Annotated in this window: 17 protein-coding genes and 3 pseudogenes; 11 read left to right on the top strand and 9 right to left on the bottom strand. The window is 32.8% G+C overall.

What is annotated here, in order from left to right; all coding sequences use genetic code 11:
- Positions 1-61: 61 nt before the first annotated feature.
- The 3 genes from EPK97_RS00500 (at position 62) to EPK97_RS00490 (ending at position 3,004) form a co-directional block, all read left to right on the top strand.
- On the top strand, positions 62-1,759 hold the full coding sequence (locus tag EPK97_RS00500) for a phage head spike fiber domain-containing protein (protein ID WP_162034640.1): 1,698 nt from the start codon (positions 62-64) through the stop codon (positions 1,757-1,759).
- A gap of 652 nt (positions 1,760-2,411) precedes the next feature.
- Positions 2,412-2,681, top strand: coding sequence for a hypothetical protein (locus EPK97_RS00495; protein WP_162034639.1), 270 nt, complete (start codon positions 2,412-2,414; stop codon positions 2,679-2,681).
- A 68-nt stretch (positions 2,682-2,749) separates the two neighbouring features.
- Positions 2,750-3,004, top strand: a complete 255-nt coding sequence (locus EPK97_RS00490; protein ID WP_162034638.1) for a hypothetical protein — start codon at positions 2,750-2,752, stop codon at positions 3,002-3,004.
- Between the two features lie 680 nt (positions 3,005-3,684).
- Here the strand turns inward: EPK97_RS00490 and EPK97_RS00480 are convergent.
- From EPK97_RS00480 to EPK97_RS00455, 6 genes and pseudogenes are all read right to left on the bottom strand, one after another.
- On the bottom strand, positions 3,685-5,697 hold the full coding sequence (locus tag EPK97_RS00480) for a heavy metal translocating P-type ATPase (RefSeq protein WP_420826760.1): 2,013 nt from the start codon (positions 5,695-5,697) through the stop codon (positions 3,685-3,687).
- Between the two features lie 769 nt (positions 5,698-6,466).
- Positions 6,467-6,637 (bottom strand): annotated as a pseudogene (locus tag EPK97_RS00475) (Tn3 family transposase); the annotation flags it as partial.
- 274 nt (positions 6,638-6,911) lie between these two features.
- Complete coding sequence (locus tag EPK97_RS00470; RefSeq protein WP_162034637.1) at positions 6,912-7,544, bottom strand: LysE family translocator; 633 nt, start codon at positions 7,542-7,544, stop codon at positions 6,912-6,914.
- A gap of 319 nt (positions 7,545-7,863) precedes the next feature.
- Positions 7,864-8,439 carry an STM3941 family protein gene (locus EPK97_RS00465; RefSeq protein ID WP_162034636.1) on the bottom strand — a complete coding sequence of 192 codons (576 nt, stop codon included), beginning with the start codon at positions 8,437-8,439 and terminating at the stop codon, positions 7,864-7,866.
- Between the two features lie 39 nt (positions 8,440-8,478).
- Entirely contained in the window at positions 8,479-9,036 is a 558-nt protein-coding gene (locus tag EPK97_RS00460) for an STM3941 family protein (protein WP_162034635.1), read from the bottom strand.
- 524 nt (positions 9,037-9,560) lie between these two features.
- Entirely contained in the window at positions 9,561-12,122 is a 2,562-nt protein-coding gene (locus EPK97_RS00455) for a PEP/pyruvate-binding domain-containing protein (RefSeq protein WP_162034634.1), read from the bottom strand.
- Between the two features lie 337 nt (positions 12,123-12,459).
- Between EPK97_RS00455 and EPK97_RS00450 the strand changes: the two genes are divergently transcribed.
- The gene (locus tag EPK97_RS00450; RefSeq protein WP_162034633.1) at positions 12,460-13,656 is read left to right on the top strand and encodes an IS110 family RNA-guided transposase; all 1,197 of its coding nucleotides are present in this window, start codon (positions 12,460-12,462) and stop codon (positions 13,654-13,656) included.
- A 158-nt stretch (positions 13,657-13,814) separates the two neighbouring features.
- Here the strand turns inward: EPK97_RS00450 and EPK97_RS00445 are convergent, their stop codons facing one another.
- Positions 13,815-14,513 (bottom strand): HAD family hydrolase, encoded by a 699-nt coding sequence (locus EPK97_RS00445; protein ID WP_162035408.1) that lies wholly within the window; start codon positions 14,511-14,513, stop codon positions 13,815-13,817.
- 433 nt (positions 14,514-14,946) lie between these two features.
- Here EPK97_RS00445 and EPK97_RS00440 point away from each other — a divergent pair, with 433 nt between their 5' ends.
- The 5 genes and pseudogenes from EPK97_RS00440 to EPK97_RS00420 all read left to right on the top strand — a co-directional run bounded on the left by EPK97_RS00440 (position 14,947) and on the right by EPK97_RS00420 (position 19,187).
- Positions 14,947-16,071 carry a tyrosine-type recombinase/integrase gene (locus EPK97_RS00440; RefSeq protein ID WP_162034632.1) on the top strand — a complete coding sequence of 375 codons (1,125 nt, stop codon included), beginning with the start codon at positions 14,947-14,949 and terminating at the stop codon, positions 16,069-16,071.
- 15 nt (positions 16,072-16,086) lie between these two features.
- Positions 16,087-18,201 carry a tyrosine-type recombinase/integrase gene (locus EPK97_RS00435; protein WP_162034631.1) on the top strand — a complete coding sequence of 705 codons (2,115 nt, stop codon included), beginning with the start codon at positions 16,087-16,089 and terminating at the stop codon, positions 18,199-18,201.
- A complete protein-coding gene (locus EPK97_RS00430; protein WP_162034630.1) occupies positions 18,194-18,574 on the top strand; it encodes a DUF6262 family protein in 381 nt (126 codons plus the stop codon). Before EPK97_RS00435 ends, EPK97_RS00430 begins: the two co-directional genes overlap by 8 nt.
- A gap of 288 nt (positions 18,575-18,862) precedes the next feature.
- Positions 18,863-19,069: pseudogene (locus EPK97_RS00425) on the top strand (IS110 family transposase); the annotation flags it as partial.
- Complete coding sequence (locus EPK97_RS00420) at positions 19,065-19,187, top strand: amidohydrolase family protein (protein WP_162034629.1); 123 nt, start codon at positions 19,065-19,067, stop codon at positions 19,185-19,187. The pseudogene EPK97_RS00425 and the gene EPK97_RS00420, both read left to right, overlap by 5 nt.
- A gap of 432 nt (positions 19,188-19,619) precedes the next feature.
- Here the strand turns inward: EPK97_RS00420 and EPK97_RS00415 are convergent, their stop codons facing one another.
- The gene (locus tag EPK97_RS00415; protein ID WP_162034628.1) at positions 19,620-20,111 is read right to left on the bottom strand and encodes a hypothetical protein; all 492 of its coding nucleotides are present in this window, start codon (positions 20,109-20,111) and stop codon (positions 19,620-19,622) included.
- A gap of 44 nt (positions 20,112-20,155) precedes the next feature.
- Between EPK97_RS00415 and EPK97_RS00410 the strand changes: the two are divergent.
- Both EPK97_RS00410 and EPK97_RS00405 read left to right on the top strand, forming a co-directional pair.
- Positions 20,156-21,411: pseudogene (locus EPK97_RS00410) on the top strand (neutral/alkaline non-lysosomal ceramidase N-terminal domain-containing protein).
- 423 nt (positions 21,412-21,834) lie between these two features.
- A complete protein-coding gene (locus tag EPK97_RS00405; protein ID WP_162034627.1) occupies positions 21,835-22,431 on the top strand; it encodes a hypothetical protein in 597 nt (198 codons plus the stop codon).
- A 150-nt stretch (positions 22,432-22,581) separates the two neighbouring features.
- On the opposite strand, the gene EPK97_RS00400 is transcribed toward EPK97_RS00405, so the two are convergent.
- Positions 22,582-23,964, bottom strand: coding sequence for a YncE family protein (locus tag EPK97_RS00400; protein ID WP_162034626.1), 1,383 nt, complete (start codon positions 23,962-23,964; stop codon positions 22,582-22,584).
- Positions 23,965-24,051: the final 87 nt, after the last annotated feature.

Raw genomic sequence — 24,051 nt, 5'->3', positions numbered from 1 at the left:
CAAACAACTACATCTTGTTATACTCCAAAGTATATTAAAAAAGTGTATAGGAGATGATTCAATGAAAAAGATTTATATCCTTGTTATCAGTTTTATTATTAGTAGTTTGATTTTATCAAGTCAATATACATCTTTAGTTAAGGCAGAAGAGGTAGAAGGAGAGTTTTCATTATTAACTTATAATGTAGCTGGATTATGGGATCCTGTTTCACAATCTAACCCGGCTAAAAACACCATTCTTATCAGTCCTAAATTAAACAATTATGATATCGTACTGGCTCAAGAAGATTTTAATTACCATAGTGATTTAATTGAAAAAGCAGATCATCCCTACCTTTCATCACATTCAGGTATCATGGGTTTTGGTGATGGATTAAATCGACTCTCAAACTTTCCTTTTACAGATTTCAAACGTGATGATTGGAATGATTGTCATGGCATTTTTGGTGACGGCAGTGATTGTTTAACTCCTAAAGGGTTTTCATTTGCGCGCCATGAAGTAAGTGATGGTGTTTTCGTAGATATATATAATCTTCATGCAGATGCTGGTGGGAGTCAAGATGATAAGAATGTAAGAAAGAAAAACTTTCAACAAGTGTTATCTAAAATTGATCAGTGGTCTATAGGAAATGCTGTTATTGTAACAGGAGACTTTAATAGTAAGTATAAAGCAGAAGGGGAAGTAAGGCAATTTGCAGATACTGGATTCTCGGATGCATGGGCAGATATTGAAAATGGAGGTATTATTCCAGGAATAGGGGAATCAGGTGATCGCATTGATAAAATCTTATATCGTAGTGGTGATTTACTACAATTAAGTGTTAGTGATTATGCTGTTCCTAATGAAGATTTTTTAGATAGTAATGGAAATCAATTGTCTGACCATCCACCAGTATCTGCTATTTTTCAATATCATGTATCAAACATACCTCTAATAGGGAAATTTAACACTAATAAATCAATAATTACAACTACAAATGATTTATTGGATGGTCAGAAGGTGTGGAAAGTTGAAACTGAAGGTTTAGAAGATTACCGACAAAATATAAATTTTAAAGTAAACCAGAATCCGATAAATAAAGCTTACACATTTAGTATTTGGTTAAAAGCAGACGACGAACATACTGTAACACTAAGATTGAGAAACAAAGAAAAAACAGAAGGTGGACAGCAAAGTTTCACAGTTACAACCGATTGGAAAAAATACGAAATTACAGCTCCTTTTGAATTAGATAGTGAATCCCTCTCACTATTTATGTATCCAGCAGGGTTTGATTTTGGAAACCAGGGGTATGTGTATGCATCAGGAGTAGAATTAACTGAGAATACACAATTACTAGATTCACCAAATGACTTTACGAAAGACTATTTAAGTTATTGGTATAAAAACACAAATGTTGAAAAAACTAGTGAACCATCACCTGCTGGAGATAACTCTACAGTTAATAAAATTACACCTATTAATGTAAATAATAGTATCTATCAACATACTGAAGTTGATCCATCAGGAAAGACTTACACCTTCGGTATTTGGTTAAAAGCAGATCAACCTCACAATTCAACAATAAAAATACAAAATGCAAATTATAGTGAAGCAGAAGCGCAATCGATTAATGTAACCACAGATTGGCAATACTTTGAAGTCACAAAAGATTTTAAGAATCAAAGTGATAATGTAACCGTTATAATATGGCCGGGTGAATATAACGGTACTACTGATTCTGTCTATGCTTGGGGGGCAAGTTTAATAGAAGAATAATTTAATTGGATTATAATAGATTAGGACGGATTTTCTCTTTTGAGAAGTCTGTCTTTTTTTCAAACAGATTAGTTTTAAGCTACAACAAAAGATGCAGAAGTTTTGGGTCTTTCGTAATTTTAATGTTTATATTATCGGAGTTTTATACAAGAAAAGAATTATTACCTTTGAGTCTATATATCATTTATTTAGTTGTACTTATTGTCGATACTGTGAAATTTATTAAAAAGAATAGTGTTCCAGAACCATGAACATTATGTTTGTGTTTTTTTGTTTAGATAAAATGCCGATTTTAGTATTTAAAATCTCAGAGTACGACAAACAATAGTTTATTTTTTAAAATTGGTATGGGTGTAATAATGACTAGCAGTGGCATTAGTTGAATTTCTATTCTTATTTTTAAAGAAGTAATTAAAAATAAAAAGATTAAAGAATATAAAAAGTAAAATAATTTTTAATGGAACTTAAATGGTCTTTTTTATTTGATTTTTTTACTTTTAACAATATCCGATAAAATGACAAGCTATGAATTTTAATCAATATAGCATTTTACAACAGAAAACAAGAAGCTTTTACACTAAAGAGTAGTTTAATCACGCTGCTCTTTTTTCATTTACAAATGATTATTCTACTTTGGAGGAATGGGTTTAACATGGAAAAACAAGACATTGAAAGACTTGCAAAACTAGAGACTGACATTAAAGCCATGCGCGATCTCATTATGAATATGGACAGTAAATTAGATATTTGGAATAAAACCTTTGTCCCAAGAAATGAAATCAATAAAATGTTTAGAAGTCGTGATAAAGAAATTAATGAGCTAACTCAAGACATGGAGAAAATGAGGAAAGATATTGCAAATAATTATCAGGATTCAACTACAAAATGGGAGCATTGTGGTCCAAAGCAGTATGGTTCTTGATCGGACTTATTGGTTCTATATTTATGATCCTGTTAAAAGATTCAGTAGGTTAACGAGGAGGAAGAGACATGAATAATCTATTTGACAAAGTATTTTCTGTTGATGAGATAAAAATAAGTGTGTTAGTAATTGTATTAACACTATCATCTACTTTTGGATTAGTCATGTACGTAATAGAGGGAGATATTACAGATAATCTGCTTTCATTACTAAGTACTTTGATTTATGAAATCACAGGAATAAATGCTATTAACATCACGAAAGAGGTATTTAATGATTTTAAAAATTCCAAAATCAAAGACAATATTGATAGTCCAATCTAAGAGGGGAGAGAAATAAATTGAGCTTTAAAATTAAATATCCCGGGGATATATGAATGTATTCCTTTTCTTACAGATACTCCAGAAAAAGCATGGCATGTTCAATACCAAAAAACGATGGATAATAATTTATTTGGGGATGATGCAAATGATATCATAATGAAGAATCTTATAAAAGATACGTTTGGGTTTTAGCTTATATTTGTTACAAGTTTGGATTAAACCCCGCTAAAACCGTTGTAGGTCATCATATTTTAGATCCACAGCGAAAAACAGATCCACAAATACTTTTTCACAAAATCCGTATTTTGTACATAAGTCAATGGATCGATGAAATCCTTTTTATATCATATAATTTTAATGATGTCGGATGACAAGAACATATACCCTTAAATGATAATAACTTGCATCTTATCCTTTTTATTTTAGATAAACCAACTACAATTAAGTTTGATTTAAAATCTTATGTAAACCCTCATTCTATGGCAAAGAAAAAAATCCATTTTGAAAGAATATTGATCAAAATGGATTCTAAATTTGAGATTGATTAATTAATTTTTATAAAAAAGTTTGATCATTATACCGTTTATCTTCTTCTACACTTGCGCCATTTTGTTGAATAACAAAACCTCTTAATTCGCTGGATATACAATTTAATAGTTCATAAACTAATTGTTTATTAGTTAACCTTTAAATAGACTTGCATTGATTGCCACAATCACTGTGCTTAATGACATTAACACAGCTCCCACCGCAGGACTCAAAATAATACCAACAGGATACAATATACCAGCCGCTAATGGTATTGTTACGATATTATACCCTGCAGCCCACCAAAGATTTTGAATCATTTTCCTATAAGTTGATTTCGACAATCCAATAATGGAAACTACATCCATCGGATTACTTTTAACTAATATTACATCAGCTGTTTCCATCGCAACATCTGTTCCAGCCCCTACAGCGATCCCTAAATCAGCCGTAGCTAGAGCAGGGGCATCATTCACGCCATCCCCTGTCATCGCTACTTTACGCCCCATCATCTGTTTTACTTCTTTAATTTTATTAGCTTTCTCATGTGGCAGTACTTCAGCAAATATATTATCCAACCCAAGTTGATCACCTACCCAATGAGCAACCTGCTTATTATCACCTGTAAGCATGATCGATTCAATATTCATTTCTTTTAACTTTAAGATGGCACCTTTTGCACTATCACGAATTTGATCCGCTAATGCTATCATAGCAGCAAGTTCATCATTGATTAAAATAAATATCACTGTTTTTCCCTGACTAGACAATTGTTGAAACTTCGCGGTTTGAAATTTAATATTCTTTTCTTTCATAAAACCTGGACTCACAATTTTTATTTCTTGATCAGATACTTTCCCTCGTAAACCTTGACCTGTGACTGACTCAAATTCACTCGGTTCAATCATTTCATAACCTTTATTTTTAACTTCATTCACTAATCCTTGTGCTATTGGATGTTCAGACTGAGATTCTATTGACCCAGCATATTTCATTATCTCTTCTTTGGACATATCATTTTCAATCACAATATCTGTTATCCCAAATTCTCCTTTTGTTAAGGTTCCTGTTTTATCAAAAACGATAGAATTTAATTTTCTAGCTTCTTCAAAACTTGCCCTATTGCGTATAAGTAACCCTTTTTTCGCAGATAAAGCGGTTGACCTTGCAATAACTAAAGGAGCTGCTAAACCCAAAGCATGTGGACACGCGATAATCATAACTGTTACCATTCTCTCAAGTGCAAAGTTCATGTCATATCCTAAACTCAACCAAACTATTAAAGTAAGAATCCCTGCTGCTAAAGCTAAATAGAAGAGCCACTTTGCTGCGCGATTCGACAAATCCTGTGTGCGAGATTTTGACTCTTGCGCTTCCCTTACTAAATTCACTACTTGAGATAAAAAGCTTTCATTCCCTGTCTTCTGCACTACTACAGTTAATGATCCTTCTCCATTAATAGAACCCCCAATAACTGCATCACCAATTTTCTTTTCTACTGGCACAGACTCTCCAGTTAACATTGACTCATTAATAAAAGATATTCCTTTTTCAATTAAACCATCTGCAGGAATTTTTTCTCCTGGTTTTACTAAAACTAGATCTCCCTGTTGAATCTCAGATATAGGCACTTCTTCTATTTTCCCATGTTTGTTAATAACATGTGCTTCTGAAGGCATTAGTTTCACTAGCTCTTCTAGAGCATTGGAAGCACCCATGATAGAACGCATTTCTATCCAATGACCAAGTAACATAATATCAATAAGTGTTGCTAATTCCCAAAAAAAATCTTTTCCTGCTAACTCAAAAACGGTGAAAGAACTATATACATAGGCCACTGTAATTGCTAAAGCTATTAGAGTCATCATACCTGGATTCCTCAATTTTAATTCACTAACTGATCCAGTTAAGAATGGTTTCCCCCCATAAAAAAAGATAAATGTTGCTAATAAAAATACAATATATTTATCTCCTGAAAATGAAAGATCAAAACCTAAAAACCCTTGAATCATAGGTGATAATAACAAAACAGGGAGAGTTACAATCAGTGATATATACAATCGATTTTTAAAATCATCTATCATATGACCATGATGATTGTTGTGTTCATGGTGATCCTTATGTTCATGATGATCCCTGTGTTCATGGTGATTTTTTTTAGACAAATGACTACACCTCTATTTCTTAATATTTATTGCAAAATACACTGAGTGTGGAAAATAGTTTGAAAGACTAGTTATTTTTGAAATTGATTTTTAAATGCTTTTAAATCGCGTTCCTGTTTTTATTTCTCTAATCACACGAATAAATTTCTTTTTGGATTCTACGCTTAAATCCACAGTTCCATACTCAAAATTTGTAAGAGGTACCTTAACCCCTAATACTTTTGCTGCATTTCCAACTTGTTGCTGGCTTGTTTCTCTACAAAGCATTATGGATACGTAAGATTCTCCCCATTCTCTACTTTTTTAGCTAAAGCACCTCCCCACTACACTACTTCCATTTCATAAACACTAACAATAAAACTCGCATACTTTTAACATTTAGTTAACTTTAATTCAAATACCTTACCCCCCTATAGTATATTTTATATTGTATAGATTCTATGAGTGATTGTAAATAAAATTCTGAATATTTTATTTACTTTGTCTAATACAAACTCACATAATACAGCAAACAAAAGAATTCATTTAAAAAAAGTTTGATCATTTTCAATCTGAATTGTCCAACAATCGCTCCATATTGTATCTCATTTTCTTCCCTTCTTTTATCCTTCTTCTTCTATTACCGTTCTTCAGCTAATAACAAATATTTTAAATCTTGATAATTTGTACAATAAGGCATCCTTGTTGTCTTCATACATGTCTAGATTTACTTGCTTTCGTGTGGGCACTTGTGATTTTTGTTGTCTTAAGTGTTTCACTTCTTTCAGTGGTTTGTACCCATACCCATGAGAGTAGCCATTAAAATTTTTGTTTCGTCTTCGTTAGGTGATCGATTTGTAGAGGCATGAAGAAATTGTTTATGGAAACCTGTCCAATGTGCAACCTCCATTAACAAATTTGTCAGTTTTATTCGAGGTAGTAACTGATAAAGAGAGAGACTACTATTGATACCGGTACATTCGTGGAATTTTTTAAATAAAGCTTCCTTTAAGGACAGGAGTCCACTCAAAAAATTTGTAACCTTAAAATAAAGTTTGATCAAAAATTTCATTAAAACCCGTATTCTATGGCAAACAAAAGAATCCATTTTGAATAAAAGATAGATCAAAATGGATTCTAGATTTGAGATTGACTATTTGATTTTTATAAAAAAGATTGATCACTTTCTATCCATGTTATTCCATAATCGCGCCAGATTGTCGAATAACAACTATTTATTTGCCTACTCGTTCAAAAGCAAGGTGTCCAGCTAAACCAGTCAACACACTACCCATGAACCAACGTTGAATCTTTTGCCATGTCGGACGTGTTGAAAACCATGTAGATATTTTACTAGCTGTTAGAACGATGGACAGATTAACTATAAAACTAATTATAAGTTGCGTGAGACCTAGGGTAGCACCTTGGAGAAGTAATGAACCTTGTGCTGGATCTTGAAATTGAGGAAGTAAAGATACATACAAAATTGCAATTTTAGGATTTAGTAAATTAGTCATGAATCCCATTAGAAACAATTTTCTCGGGGTTTCAATAGAGAGAGTTTGCGGAGTTAGGATTGAAGTCTTTGAATTAAATGAATTCCAAGCAAGCCAAAGTAAGTAAGCAACACCTGCCCATTTGACTAATTCATAAATAAAGGGAACTGCATTAAATAATGAAGCAAGTCCAACTAATGTTGCAAATAAGTAAATCACAAATCCAAGCATAACACCTAAAAGAGAGATGATTCCTGCAATACGTCCTTGAGTAATAGAACGAGAAATAAGATAAATCATGTTAGGTCCTGGAGAACATACAATACCAAGTGATATCAATGCAAAAGCTAACAAATTTGCGAAGCTAACCATAAAATTCTCCTTTCTAAATATCAATAGTTCGAAATATCTGTTTAATCATATATTAGGACATAATAGTAGTCAATGAAAATAGTAGTTATAAGATAAGCGCTTCTCTTAGAGAAAAGCGCCATATTTGTTGAAGATCATTTTCCATGGTGCTCTATTATTCAAGGAATGCCTTAATTAACAATTGATTTTATACCAATCAGTCTCTTAGGGGAAACCAGCTCGTGAGAGTTTTTTATTTGAAGTAAATTGGCGATATGAATTTTTGTTCCATCGTGTAAGACAATATTAATTTTCTTTTTACTTTGTTGGTTGCTCAAATTCAATTGTGCTCATTTATATTTATTAAATTTCTATCTTTTAGTTCTTTTAAAATTATCTCCATTATTTCCTCCAGTGGCATTGATATCATTTTGTCTGTCAATGAAATTGAATTATTATTTAATAATTTTTCTGATTTTAGCATTATCTTAAAAAAAAACTTCCGATTAGAAATGAGTTCATTAAAATGATTTGTTTGTATGTTTAGTGAGGATTCTCCACCAAAAAACTTACTTTTAGGAGTCAATGATAATTCGGTAATTTCTTCCCATTTTATCATTCCCATAATAATTTGAGATATATCGAAATAAATTCCCTCATTATTTATTATTAATGAGGGGCTTGGTTTGTTTAATCTTTTTAAATAGTATGTAAATGGCATGCTGGCAATGGCTATAAGAACTATTATTAATAATAATAAAGACATAATAATTTCAAAGAATGTTGAAGAATCCATAATAGACTTCAAAACAAGATATGCTAGGATTAATCCCATCGGATTTATAATAATGGTACCAATAAACAACCTAACTACACTTTTTCTCGGTGGATAAATTTCAATTGTATCTTTATTCATAATAACCTCAATTCATGACTATAGGTTTTTTAGCAATTTCTACATTTCATACTCCTGTACTTTTATTCCACTTGGCTTTTCAAAATGAATGATCAATTCTATTAATTCTTCTAAGCGTATTGATAACATTGATTCTGGAATCGTAATAGGTGTTCTATAAAATTTTTGATTTATTTTTATAAGTAATTTCATAAATCGATTTTGTTTGGAAACAAATTGATCAAAATTATTTATTTCAAGACCTAAAAACCTATTTTTTTTAATATCATATATGTACATACGATTGATTTCTTCCCACTTTATCATTCCTGTTTTAAATGCTGAAGAATTATCATAAATACCTTCTTTATTAAGAATAATTGATGGTGCAGGATATTTTAATCTCTTTAAATAAAATAAAATTGCCATTCCAAACATAAAGATTCCACACAATGAAAAGAAAAAAAAGAAGATTGGTATATACTTATTGTCTTGGGATACCTCAGATAGAGATATGAATGATGTAATTGCACATATCAGTATTAAGGATATGCCAATTACTGTTAATTTGATTAACTTTCTCTTTTTAGGGTAAATCTCAATTTTGTCTTTTGTCATAATTAAACCTCAATAGTGAAAACGTAGTTATACATACTAAATTATAGAAAATAAAATAGAATTGAGACAATGGAAATAAGTGGATGTATATTTAATAATAAATAGTTGTTTCAATTGAACAACCAATCGCATCAGAATTTATTAATTTTCTTTCCTTTATGTTATTTAAAATAATCTCACCTGCCTTTTACTTAAATAGTATTATTTCAAAATTAAACAAAAAAGACAGCACTTATTCAACAAATACGATCTGGCCCTATTGTCTAGTATGAAAGTCAAAAAACTCATGAATCACATTATATTCAGCTATTCAATTAAACTGTAGAGCAAAAATGCGAAAAGTGCTAAAGGTTGAATCAATGTTCATGCTAAGTCCAAATTAGCATGAGATATTACAATGAGTAAGCCTATGTTTGATACCGCATAGTGGCTTATATTATTACTTAATAAATAACTGTTCCGTAAAACTTTTTAGATCTTCTAGATTCTACAAATCCTGTACTGTAAATTGGATTAATGCTCAATTATGCTTCTAATATTTTCACTATGCCATTCGATCCATCTACCTCGAGCAAGTCACCATCTTTAACTATATCCATAATACCCATAAGTCCACTGACACAAGGAATGCCATATTCTCTAGCAATGATGCCTCCATGTTGAAGCGGTCCCCCAATTTCCATTATGACTCCTGCCGCATTAATAAATATTGGTGTCCAAGAAGGTTCCGTTGATGTTGTAACGAGTATTTCTCCTGTGTTCAACGGTTTTTCATATGGTGAATGAAGCACTTTTGCTCTGCCTATTATTTTGCCAGGAGCTATTGGATCACCTACTATATCGCCATCCTTAATCTCTAATTTAGGTTTAAATATCTTACCTCTTGAATCAATGACCAGCGGCCATTCTTTTATATGACTAACTTTTTTATAAGGTTCAAGATTAGCTTTTCTAAGGGATTTCAAATCAAGACTTTGATTTTTTTGCCCTTTACTGATTTCATCCAAATGCAAATCAAATATCTGATATTTGTCTTCAAGTCTTCCTTGCCCTACAAACTTCTCACCTAATGACAAACAAACATCATGCAGGCGTGCAAAACCATATACCATAATATATTTTGGGTGTTCTCTATATCCGAACGTATTCTGAAATTTCCTTGCCCCTTCTTCAAATTTCTTCTCTAATCCTTTTTCTTTAGCTACAGCATACATTTTGTCATAGGCTACCTTTCTCTTCTGTTTTGCCATAGTAATCTGACTATCATTTATGTTTATTTCTTTTAATCGATCATAAACACTCCCCAAATTTTCATAGGCGCGCTCAGAAGCAACATCTATTTCCATAAATCCACGTACGCCATATTTGGATATAAACTCGTCAAAGTCTGATAAAAACTCTGTAGAATACGCTCTATTTTCTATCTTGGTTAAAAAATTGTTTTTATCCTTCGTATTTTGAAATTCATCATAAGAGGCTAATTTAAATAATAGCCGTCCCATAGCGCTTGTTGGATTGCCTTTTAACTCCATTCCTAAAGCAGCTACTTCTGTTTCAATGTCATGTCCTTTAAACATTTTTTTAACATTTCTTAGAGATAGAATACCTACAATCACGCCACCAGCATTCATAAGCACATCGAATTTGCCAGTAAGCTCTTCTGCTGTTTTTTTGAAATCATTCTCCGGACTGATATCATCAGCAAAGTTCATTAGTTCAGCAGCTAAAGCTTCATAGTCTGCCATAACTTTTTTATAGTTAATAAATACAGCTTTCATCATCGATGGCAATATTCTAAAAGTCATTTTCACCAAACCCTTTTTTGCACCTTTTAACCTAGGCGATACCTTCTTGGGAATGTAATCATTCATATCTACTTCAGTAAAAATTCTCTTTACGTTGCCATCATAGTTTTCTAAAAAACTCGAAACGACTTTTGATCCAAAAGCTTTGTAAGTATGAGATACGTTAAAATACTGTCTGCCATGAAGGGTTGGTGACGTACCATCCTCAGAACAAATCATCACCTCACCTTTAATACTCTCTACGCTTAATCCCCAAAGTTCAGTTCCAAGAACACTCATAGACTCAGTAAATCCCTGGGTCATCCCTATGACATCAACATAAATTAGCTTTTCTTCCCCAGGTTTTGTTACAAGCTCAGGAAACAGAGGTAGATAGGTTGTAATTGGTCTAGACTGTAAAAGATAAAGTTTATCATTTTCTATTGCCCATTCTATATCCATTGGCCTACCGTAGTATTCTTCACATTTAGTCACAAGTTCTGCAACCATAAGAATCTGATTATCTGATAGAGCCTGTGCTTTTGGGTCCTTGTTATCTTCTTCTACAGTACCACCATTTTCTTTTAACCATAGACCTAAAGATTTTTCCATAATCTTTTTGTCCAAAATCTGACTTTTAACTTTTTCTACCACATAAGTGTCTGGTGTTACCTGACCAGATACGATGGTTTCACCGAGCCCGAAACTGGCATTAATCATAGCCTCATCATAGCAATTGTTTGATGGATTTAAAGAAAATGCAATACCACTTATGTCTGATGCAATCTGCTTCTGTATGATAATGGCAATCCTCGGATTATCTAGAGGTAGTTCATTCAATTTTTTATATTCCACGACTCTCGTATCCATCATTGAAGTAAAAGTCTCAACAATTGCACTTTCAAGGTTGCTTCTGACAGCACCAAGTATAGTATCGTACTGGCCTGCAAAGCTGGTATCTTCAAGGTCTTCCTCTGGCGATGAAGATCTGACTGCAAAAACCGCTTTTTCCGACAGACCATTAAGTTCACTTCTAAGTGCTTCTTTTTGCACATTAGTGAATTCAAGTTCTCCCGCTCGCACCTTGAGTTTGTCACACATCTCTTTAGTTGGAGAAGTCAAAAATTGTTGCCACTCGCTAGTTGACATAATTTCTTTTATCCAAGAATCGAAGAAATCAACTGATAAAACAAAACCTTCTGGTACATCAAAACCTGCTTTAGTAGTTTCAATCAACGCCTTTGCTTTCCCACCTACTTGAGACAATGAAGGTACTTCCTTAGTTTTAAATCCGTATATCATATTGTAACCTCCCTTATGTTTAGTTAATATTTGAATTGCTTTCAAAATCAACTTCTTTAGGTGTTATCTCGTGTCCCATTAAAGCGCCAGATCGTATTATAAGGTCAATCAGTTAATAATCTGGTTGGTCTATTTTTTATAGGTTATTCTTTAAGTAGCCGGGGCAGAACGTAAGCGCCAGTGGGATTCGATCCCGTCCGCAATACTGTTCACCCCCTACTTGTAGAAACATGTTTGAGGCTGGTTGGGACATAGATCCCGTATAACAAGCGAAGCTATGAAACTACAAGTTAGGTTAGGGGCTGCCGGCAAATCTATTAAAGGGAAGTGATACGACATGGATCCAGTCATTGGTCTGGATGTTGCAAAAGGAGAAAGCCAAGTTCAAGCCTTCTTAGAAAAGAAAAATCCTTACAAAAAGAGCTTTAAGTTTAAACACGATCGAATGGGCTTACATGATTTTTATTTATTTTATCAGGAGGTAGAGCAAATAAGTGGACAATCTCCGAGTGTTATTTTTGAATCAACAGGACACTATCACGAGCCAGTCTTGCAGTTTTTAGAGGACCATGGTGTAACCTATTATTTGGTCAATCCTGTCATCTCATATGAAGCCAAAAAAGTGAGTCTACGAAAAGTCAAAACAGATGCAATAGATGCTTATCACCTCTGTGAGCTGTATTACAAAGAAGACCTAGAAGCATTTCAAAAGAAAAATATTCAAACGCTAAATCTTCGTAATCTCTGTAGACAACATGATTCTCTGACGGGAACCTACGTACAAACCAAGTTGCAATTTCATACTATTTTAGATCAAGTCTTTCCCGAATATAAGGGCGTATTTGGAGACTTATTTTCAAAGGTTTCCTTACATACCCTACTCGCTTTTCCAACACCTGGAGAGGTTGAAGAACTGAACCTTAGTGAAATTGCACATGAAATTCACCAATTATGTAAGCGTCGTTCGAAGTCCTGGTCCATGAAGAAGGCAGAGAAACTGAAATCTGCCGCAAGAAATAATCCATATAAACAAACGCTATACTACAGTCATCTTATTAGTGTAAAGATGTATATTGAAATGCTTCTACAATACCAAAAACACCTATCCCAATTAGAGACGGAAATAGATGCCATGGCTCAAGCGTTTGAAGCCTATCCTATTATTCGATCAATCCCTGGTATTGGAGGCAAGATTGCAGCCACAATCATCTCCGAGATCGGTGAAATTGACCGATTTAATAACCCTAAGAAACTCGTAGCCTTTGCTGGCATTGATCCTAGTGTCCATGAATCAGGCCAATTCAAAGCCAGAATTAATCGTATAACGAAAAGAGGATCTACTAGACTCAGACAGGTTTTATATATTGCTGTACAATGTGGCTTGATAAACACTCGGAATCCTAGACTAAAAGAATTCTATGATAGAAAACGAGAAGAAGGTAAGCCACATAAAGTCGCAGTCATTGCTTGTGCGAATAAGCTCATTCACTGGATTTATGCTTTACTAAAACGAAAAGAAACATTTGTAATATGATTACTACCAAAATAATCAATTAAAAGAAGATTCTTCCGTTTATATTAAAGGAAGATTATTTGGTATGTTTATTTTTATCTTAACACAACTAAAATAATTTTTTTAGAGTTTATTCTTGACTTCCTATTAGCTGGTATTGCGGAAACTGACGAAAGGCATTAATTCTTCTGGATCAATTCCTCCGTTTGTTCAATAAGCTGTTTATTTAATTTAGGTAGTATTGTTTGTAGATCAATTAAGTCATCAATTACGATATCAGCCTGAGAAAGTTCATCTTCTCGTGCAAAATCAAAATTACATCCTATTGAAACTAATCTATTATCTTTAGCTGCATTTATATCTGATAGTCGATCTCCTACTACAGCACCATTGGTAATACCATATTTTTTTATAATATTCTGAACTAAGTCTGATTTATTCAACGATTCAATTTGTTGGATACTGAATGTTTCAGTAACCCAATTATCCAAATTATAATAACTCACAATTGCTTTTAAATATGCCGTCAAACCATTACTTGCTATGTAAATTGAACAATTATTCTCTTTTAAATAACTGAATACTTCCTTTACATTAGGATATAAAGCACCTTTCCCACTTTTTATATTTTCAACTAATCTTTCCAGAAAATAAGCATCAGTTTGTTCTCTTACTTCCATGGAATGATTAGTTAACAAAGTTTCCCATACTTTTGGTAAAGGTACACCCATAATCTCACGATATTTATCAATAGGGGTTACTGTATCCCATTTATTTTGTGACCTTAGATGGTTAAAAGTATCTTCTAGTGATAATTCTAATATTTTATCTGTTTGAAATAGTGTTCCATCCATGTCAAAGATTAATGATTGTGATATTATTTTTCTCTCCCTTTTAAAATGACTGATTACTTTCAAAGTGTATCAAAAAAATGAATATAAATTAACCGATATTTCTTAAACTTAACTACATCTTTAATTCAAGTACATCCTTCCACAATCACTTCCCTTCCTAATTTTAAACTATTTCTCCAATTACGTTATTCCACAATAGGGCGCTTTTGTCTAATATGAAAGTTAAAAAACTCATGAATCACATTCTAATTCATAAGTTTTGATTAAACTGTATTCAATATAATATTTCGGTGCAACTTTATTTTATTAACTGTACTATGATTATTAGAGGATAATTAGTTCAATATATGAGCTAATATCCTCTTTTTTGATACATATTTGAATTATAAACTATACTAAAATATTCTAGTATAATATATTTACTTTATGATCTTATGTTTTAAGGTGGAGGATATTTATGAAAGCACAGGAAGTATTACTTGATGGTAATAAGAAAAGATATATGCTTCTTGATAAAGATGGAATACCAGTAGTCCCTGTAATGAAGTATCTGAAGTATTTAGATGTAACAGGAAAACGCAGCAATACATTAAAAACATACTGTTATGCCCTAAAGCAGTATTTTGACTATTTGGAAGAAGTAAAAAAAGATTATAAAGATATTACTATAGGAGATTTAGCAGATTTTATGGGGTGGTTAAGGAGTCCATATTCAAGTAGCAAAGTAACTCCGTTACAACAAACTAAAGCAAAAAAGACAGAGAAGACAGTGAATCTTACTATCACAGTAGTAACTAACTTTTATGATTATTTATATCGGAATCAAGAAATACAAAATGATATGGTAGAAAAACTGATAAAACAAATATTTACTGGAGGGCGTACAAGGTACAAGGATTTTCTCTATCATATTAATCAAGATAAACCTTCAAGCAAGAATATCCTAAAACTAAAAGAACCAAGAAAAAAAGTACAAATATTGTCTAAAGCGGAAGTTGAACAGATTTATAAGGCAACAACCAACATACGAGATAGACTGCTTATTAAACTGCTGTTTGAAACCGGATTGAGAATTGGAGAAGTGCTATCGCTGTTTATAGAAGACTTTATGTTTGATCATAAAAATGGACACCGTATTCAATTAAAAGATAGAGGGGAATTGCCTAACGGTGCTAAGTTGAAAACGGGAGAAAGAGAAATACATATTTCACAGGAGTTAATTGACTTGTTTGATGATTACCTTTACGAATTCATCGATGAATTAGAGATAGATACTAACTTTGTTTTTGTAAAATTGCATGGTAAAAATATTGGGCAAGCTATGAATTATCAAGATGTAAGTGCATTGTTTAAGAGATTAAGAGATAAAACAGAAATTAACGTGCACCCTCATTTACTTCGTCATACACATGCATCAATGCTCTATCGACAGACAAAGGATATAAAACAGGTACAAGAACGGTTGGGACACTCCCAAATACAAACAACCATGAATATGTACCTTCATCCTTCTGATGAAGATATTCGTAAGAATTGGGAAAAAGCACAACATGCATTCCATTTTGGGAAAAGTGAACAATGAAAAGGAGTCAGTTAAATGAAGGTGATTGATCACAGTAACATAACACAAATAGACTATCTTAAACGATTACAGAGGCAGTTGGCAACCTATACAGAAAAGTTTATAAATGAAGATGGTTCAATTACAGAACAGGAAATTCATAATCCTTATTTTTTGGTAAATGACACTTGGAGTATCAAATTTATTAGTACTATTTCTAACTTCCAAGATCAATATCAAAAATATAACAATTTAAGCCAAAATTTGAGTTTTAATATCAACAGTCCTTCTGCTAACCTTGAAATGAAATTTGTATGGTACAACAAACTATTTCGAGATGAATGGAATTTAAACAGTTTCTTTATTGGACAGGCACCTTATTTAAGAAAATTAACGGCATTTTTAAATGAAAAATACTCAAGCCTTTATTCTTTACTAGAATTAGATGTTGATAGATTAGAACGTGAATGGCTCATTTGGTTAGAAAAAAACGGCTTTAAGACACAAACAACAAGAAAAGATAAACTCTATGGAGATTTGACATATAAATCTCACTCAGCAACATTCTTAAGACTGATGTACAATTCCTTATTTGAGTTAACAGATACGCGTGAAGAATGGGAAAAAGATTGTTGGGATGTTCGAATTTTAAATGAGCAATATGTCATTAAATATAACAAATCAAAGCAAAATTTTTCTATAGATTTTTCAAACATCAAGAACATTCCTATAAAAAATGAGGTAAAGAGTTACATAAAGCAGCGATTATTAAGTAAACACAATTTTACATGGTGTACTGCAATGAATTACATAAGATTTCTTCCTAACTTTTTAAATTTCATTTCGTCCATTGAGCCATCTTGGAATAATATAAGTGGTTTAAGCCGAAAACATATTGAACGGTTCATCGAATGGCTTAATCAATATGCGAGAAGTCATCTTAAACGAAGAAATGCTCATCCTGAAAGTTATATTTCAACGTCTTTAACAATTATAAGTAAATTTTTATCAGACATTCAACGTTATGAATTCGCTATTGCACCTAAACAGAGTGTTAGAAAGCTGATTTTCCCAGAAGATAAACCGAAATCAAAAAAGAAATCTTATGACCATGTTAACTATATTCCTCAGTCGATTTTAAAGCAATTATTTGAAAATCTAAACCACTTACATCAAGACTTTCAGCCTGTTATTTGGACAGCATTTAAAACAGGATTACGGATATCTGATGTGTTGGGATTAAAACAAGATTGTTTAGTCAAATTGAACAAAAAATATTACATTGAAACAGATATTGAAAAGACTTATGTGAAAGGACATCGAATTCCAATAGATGAAGAGTTAGCTAATATGTTAGCATCTTTGATTGATCGTTCTGTTCAAAATAGTAATCAAGATAATAACCCAGATAGATTCATTTTTGTTCGTTATCGTGGATCTCGAAAAGGTTTACCATATGGACAACAAACAATAGGAAAATATTTAAATATACTCGCTAATGAACAAAACATTGTTGATGAAAATGGTCAAATATTTTACTTTAAAACCCATCAATTTCGTCATACATATGCAGTAAAAATGTTAAACAGTGGCGTTGACATTTTAACAGTTCAGGAATTATTAGCACATGCTTCTCCTGAAATGACTATGAGATACGCACGATTATTAGATGATACGAAGCGAAAATCATTTGAAAACGCAATAGAACAAGGAGTATTTAGTTTTGATCTAAATGGGAAAATGTATGAGATATCGGATAAAGATGAAGTTCCTCAAGACATTTTAGATACTTTGTGGCGTGATCATAAGCTAACAGCCATTGATAACCCTTACGGGTCATGTCGGGCACGATTAAATGGAGATTGCCCATATGCAGAAGAACCACCATGTTTAACCTGTAACGGTGGTAACCCATGTAAAGATTTAGCTGTAGGTTTTTCAGAAATGGACGCAGCCAAATATGAGATTCATATTCAATCGACATCCAAAATGATTGATGTTGCCCAGCAATATGGTCGAAAAGAAATTCTAGAGAAAAATCGGAAAAACCTTGAAAGATTAAAGGACATATACAACACGATTAAACAAGGTAATATTATCTTTGGACGATTAGAACGGATTAAACGAAAGCAAGGTGTTACAAATGACTAAATATGACCGTAGAGAGCATTTAAAACAGCTTCATGAAAAAAGAAAAGCAAATACTTTTCAAAAAGTCAATGAAGCTATAAAACGTCTTATAAAAGCGAAGGAAAGCATAAATTTTAATAGTGTAGCAAGTGAATCGGGAGTTAGTAAAGCAACACTTTACAACAATCCGAAAATCAGAGAACGTATAGACTCCTTACGGCAACAGAAAGCTCAATCTCCTACCAAACAACAGGTTAAACGCCAGATTAATGAGAACAACAAAGACGCAATTATTGCTTCTCTGAAGAGAAAAATTAAGAGTCTAGAAGAAGATAATAAAGAGTTACGTGAACAGCTAAAATTTGCTTACGCAGAGGTTTATAAAAAAATCTAACGGTACTCCGTTTCCTGCATGTTCAAGAATCGGGCCAGATTGTATTATGAGGTTAGCCAGTTATTTCTGGTTGACCTCATTTTTTTATAGGTGAGTATTCTTTAGGTAGCCGGGGTAGAACGTTTGGGCCAGTGGGACTTGATCCCGTCCACAAAACTGTTCACCCTCTACTTGTAGAAACATGTGTGAGGCTGGTTGGGACGGAGATCTTGTATAACAAGAGAAGAAATGACACTACAAGGGGAATTAGAGGTACCGGCAATGACGAAGAGAGAGGAAGTGTTAAGCATGGATCCATTCTTAGGTCTGGATATTGCAAAAGGGGAAAGTCAAGTTCAAGCCTTTTTACGAAAGAAACATCCATATAAAAAAAGTTTTAAATTTGAACATCATTTAGAGGGTCTAGATGTATTTTACAAGTTTTATAAAGAGGTAGAAGTTGAGGCTGGAAAGGATCCGGTTGTCATTTTTGAGTCTACAGGTCATTATCATGACAGAAGCTAGCAAATTAGCAAGTTACAATCCAGCAAAATTGTTGGGGCTTGAACATCAAATTGGAAGCATAAGTGAAGGGTTTCAAGCAGATCTGTTATTGGTATCAAAAGATTTATAGTAAAGGTATGGAAAAAAGGGGGATTATTAAAGTTTTAGGGTTTCTAGAAGAACATTTTAAGCGATAAAACATATGTGTTTTTTCTCATTAGAAAAAAATCTGGTTTAATAGCAGGAATGATGTTAGGCTGTTACAGATAAAAATTGTGGAGAATAAACTTGGGAATATAGTCCTCTATATGCATAATTCTGTTAATATAGTTGTTTTAAATAGAAGGTGGGTTTATTATTTAAAATTAAGAAAAGTTTGAGCACTTTTCAATCGAAAACTCCATCATGTTCATTTGATTCTGGAGATGATGGAGTTCTTCATTTGTTTAAAAGAATATTAAATTTATACATAACAAAATGTTAATAGGTGATTTGTCTGACTGCTCAGAGCTGAAATTTAGATGAAGATGTTATGGAAGATCAATAACTTCACATTTGTTTTTTAACTATCTGGTGGTAATTCAGTAATGGTTGAGACTTTGCAAGTGGAGACAGCTATAAAGTTTTCGTTGTCATCTTTCTCTTTTACAATCATCACTCCTTTTCCAACCTTACAAATAACAACTTCTTCTAATTCTAAAATTATCCCTTGAATACTTACAAACTCCTTGTTCAATAAAGAGTTCGCTAAATTAGTCATGGGATTCTCCAAGCAAATACATTCTCCTTTAGAATTATTTTGAATTGGTTTTAAATCAATTTCTATTGAAGAAGGAAATGTAACTGAATTGATAGTGCTACTGGAAATATGAAGAATTCCTGGATTAAACATATCTGTACTTGGTCCAGACACAATAAAGTTTTTTGCTTCTTGTATTATTATGTCAAAGCCTCCACCATCACTTCTTATACTGACACCTTCTTCCCCTATTAATTGCTCACAAACACGTTGTATAGGACATGCGCAACAATCACAAATAGTTTTTTCAAACATTTTTCCACCTCTTTTTTAAGGAAGTCTCCCGTTTTCTATTACTTATGAAAAAACCAATTTATTTGTGCGGGCTCTTATCTTGGGAAAAGGAATTTATTTGTAATAATTCAGCTAATGTCTCATTGTTAACAGTACATATTTATTCAACTGCATTCGTATTTGAAAGTAATAATCATAAAACTGTGTTTGTTAGTATAGATAATATTGGTATGCTAGTAGAAGATACTATGGAGATTCGTAAAAAAATTGCAAGTGAATTATGTATAGGTATTGAGAATATCACTATTGTTTTTACTCATACACATTCTGGGCCCTCAACATTTAGTAATAGTGAAGTAGTTAAGGCTTATAAAACACTTCTTATTAAAAATACTGTTAATGCAGCTGTTAAGGCAAATGAACATTTGCAATCTTCTGAAGTAGGTTGGAACGTTACCTTAGGAGAGATAGGGGTGAATCGTAGAGAAAAAACGTCTGAAGGAAGAGTAAAGATGGGTACAAATGAATATGGAGTTGTTGATAAACGAATTGGGATTTTGGCAATAAGAAATCAAAATGATCAACAGCTCTCAGGAGCAATAGTATTCTGTACCGCACATCCAAATGTCTTAAAGTCAGACAGTGATTTTCTGTCAGGAGATTATCCTGGAATGACAAGAAGAATACTTGAACAAATACTAAACTGCCCCATTATCATCGTACAAGGTGCGTCTGGAAACGTTAATGCAAAATATCGTGGGTCAATGAATGCAATTAAGCATATGGCTTACGCCTTAAGTGGTAGTGTATTAACTATGATTCCTTCAATTTCTTACAATAAAATATATAGGTTACATACGACCTCAGCTATTTTACCAATGAAATTAATAGAGATACCAGAACCAGAAAGAATAAAAAACATGGCTTCATTAGCCCAAGAGCAATGGGGAGTGAGTACAAACAATTGGCTTGAAAAAGTATTAGAAATGTACGAACAGAACTGTAGGCAATTAGTTATTGATCTAGAGATTCAATTATTCCAGATAAACGAAGGGTCATTTTCAGGCATCCCCATGGGCCTTTCTCAGAGTCAGCACTTGATATCCAAGAAAAAATGAATAATAATCTCACATTTTATGGTGGTTATTTCGGTTATTTACCAACAAAAGAAGCATATCCTTATGGTGGTTACGAAGTAGAACTTAATCCAGTAGTATATGGACCTATTACAAACCTCTGGATGCCTCCCTCAGAGAATACTGCACAAATGGTTGTTAATAAGATACTGGAATTACACAGAGAAGGAACAAATTGTGTTTGAAGATATTAATATCGAAAATGCATAAAATAACATTATAGAGTGATTATAAAGAAAGCTATTTTAACTGCGAGCGGTATTCGTAAAGATGATTAGGTTATTTAACAATATGGCGCAAATGTTGAACAAGAATTAAATGGGTGGTACATATTAGTCATGACTAATATGTACCACCCTTTATTTTTTATGGTTTTTTACGATTTAGGTCTTGATAAGTTTTAAACGGTGCAACTTTATTTTAAAACCATAAAATTATGATTTTCATAATATAGAGGGTGAAGGTATAAAAATATTTGAGATAAATTCTCAAAAAAGGAAAGAGGTAAAAGGCATGTTTGAAAAATCAATTTCTTATTATTTATAAATAATACTATATAAAAAGTAAATGATTTAGAATCATAAAACAAAGGAGTGAGTTTCTATGGTATGGAGATGATGCAGTTCAATGCTCCTATTTGTATTCCTATAAGTCAAATTGTAGTGGTTCAATCAAACACCCTCTCCCCTTCTCAAATTAATTTGAACTCAATTGAAACAAATGTGAAAGGGGAATGTGCTTGCACTGAGGAAGCAGCCACTAAAAAATACAGATCATTATTACATGAATTTGTAACGTCTGGTACTACTACTCCTCAAAAGTTTCAAATTCCTGGTTTTATAAGAAAAGTGGGTAAAGGTATCGTAATAATTGAAATGCAAAGTAGAGAAACATGCATTCAATCTACATGTGCATCCACTTTTGTAACACCTGGATCACCTGAATCTGTATCAACGAATCAAATTCAAGAAATATATATACGAATAGTTTTGAAAGTGAAGAAACAGAAAAAATATTACAGCAAGAGTTTCCTTTTACGGTTGAAGATGAATAACATTCAGATTGCGACTAAAGACGATCTGGAAGCCATGAAACAAGATTTAGACGAAATTAAACAAATCCTTAAACAACAAAATGAGTATATAGAAAACACCTTGAAGGGGTATGACAACGATTCGAGGAATGAACCGCCACATCTAAAATAAATCTCATATTAGAATGAATTTCATAACTCACATCCCTTGCAACACAAGGCTTAACAAACACGAAAAAAGGAGTACCTAGAACTTCATCAAGCCATATGGCGAAAAAACACTTCTAATTGGCATAACAGAAATCCTAATATAAAGGATTAGTTAAGGAGTAACAGCTATACCTTGAGCTCCATTTCCTCCTGCTGGTATATTTGCTATCAGTTCATTATTAGAAGTTTGGATGACTTCTACATTATCAGGGTCAGCATTAGAAACATAAACTCTACTCCCATCTGTATTAATAGCTATTTGTCTTGGCGAAACTCCAAGCTGCACCTGCTTAATTACTGTGTTACTCGCTACATCAATAACATTGAAACTACCAAACGGAAGAAAATTTTGATTAGCAATGACATATACGAAATCTGATAATGGAGAGATGACAATATCAAGTGAAAAGTTAGCACGAGATAATTCTATATTTGCTATCCGTGTATTATCAGATATTCGAAAAGCTTCTACAAATTGTGAATTACCAATTACATAGAGAAATTCACCGTTAGGAGTAATTGCTAAATTTTGAGGATTCGGAGCCGGATTAAATATAGTATCAAATATTGTTTGATTTGAAGTTTCGATAACGGTTATTGCTCCATTTGAACTTACAACATAGACAAATTTACTATCAGGTGTGCTGGCGATTGATAGAGGAAAGTTAGGCACAGGAATCGTTTTAATAACAACATTATTAGAAGTTTGAATAACAGACACCGTGCTATCTGGCGTATTAGCTACATAAACAAACTGACCATTAGGTGTAATCGCAATATTTTTGAATGGGATTGGTCCTCCTGTACCTTCTCCAACATCAATATTTTTGATTACACTAGGGTTGTCACTCACTGTTATCACAGAAACCGTCTTAGCCTCTACATTATAGACATAGACAAACCTACTATCAGGTGTTGCAACTAAATTTGCAGAACCCCCTCCTGTGGTTATTGGATTTCCAACTAAAGTATTATCTGACACACGAATTACTGAAACAGAAGCACTAGCAGCATTAGCAACGTAAGCAAATTCTCCATCTGGTGTAACTAATACTCTTTGAGGTAGAGTTTGAACTGGTAGAGTTGTGATTGGAGTATTGTTTTGTCCATCAATAGCTGTAACATTATTTGATAATGAATTCGTGACATACACTGTTTCAGCTTCAATTTCGCAACTTACAATCGTAAACTCTGTAGTAGATATTGGGATATTATCTACTTCTGTACTAGCTATGATTGTAATAACCGTACCCGAAAGAGGCGGAGCTACCGTCACCATTGACGAATATTCTCCATTATTATCCGTTATTGCGGGATTCGGGTCAAAACTGACGCTATTAGGTAAAGAACTCGAGAAAAAGACATCTGCTCCCTCTACTGGACACACTCCATCAGAAGTGACATTTCCAGTAATGCAACCTTGACAATTTATTTCACTAGGGACTTCTAGCGTAATGGTTGGATCATAGAATTTTCTTGAAAGTTGTTTAGGCATATAATTCACCTCCTTCTATTGAAAGAAAACTAAAATACAAAGATTAAACTGTAAGGTTTGAAGTTGAACAGCCAATTTCTTTTATTT

The sequence above is a fragment of the Chengkuizengella sediminis genome (genome assembly GCF_010078385.1).
Lineage (GTDB): Bacteria > Bacillota > Bacilli > Paenibacillales > KCTC-33759 > Chengkuizengella > Chengkuizengella sediminis.
This window is presented reverse-complemented; position numbering and strand designations above follow the sequence as displayed.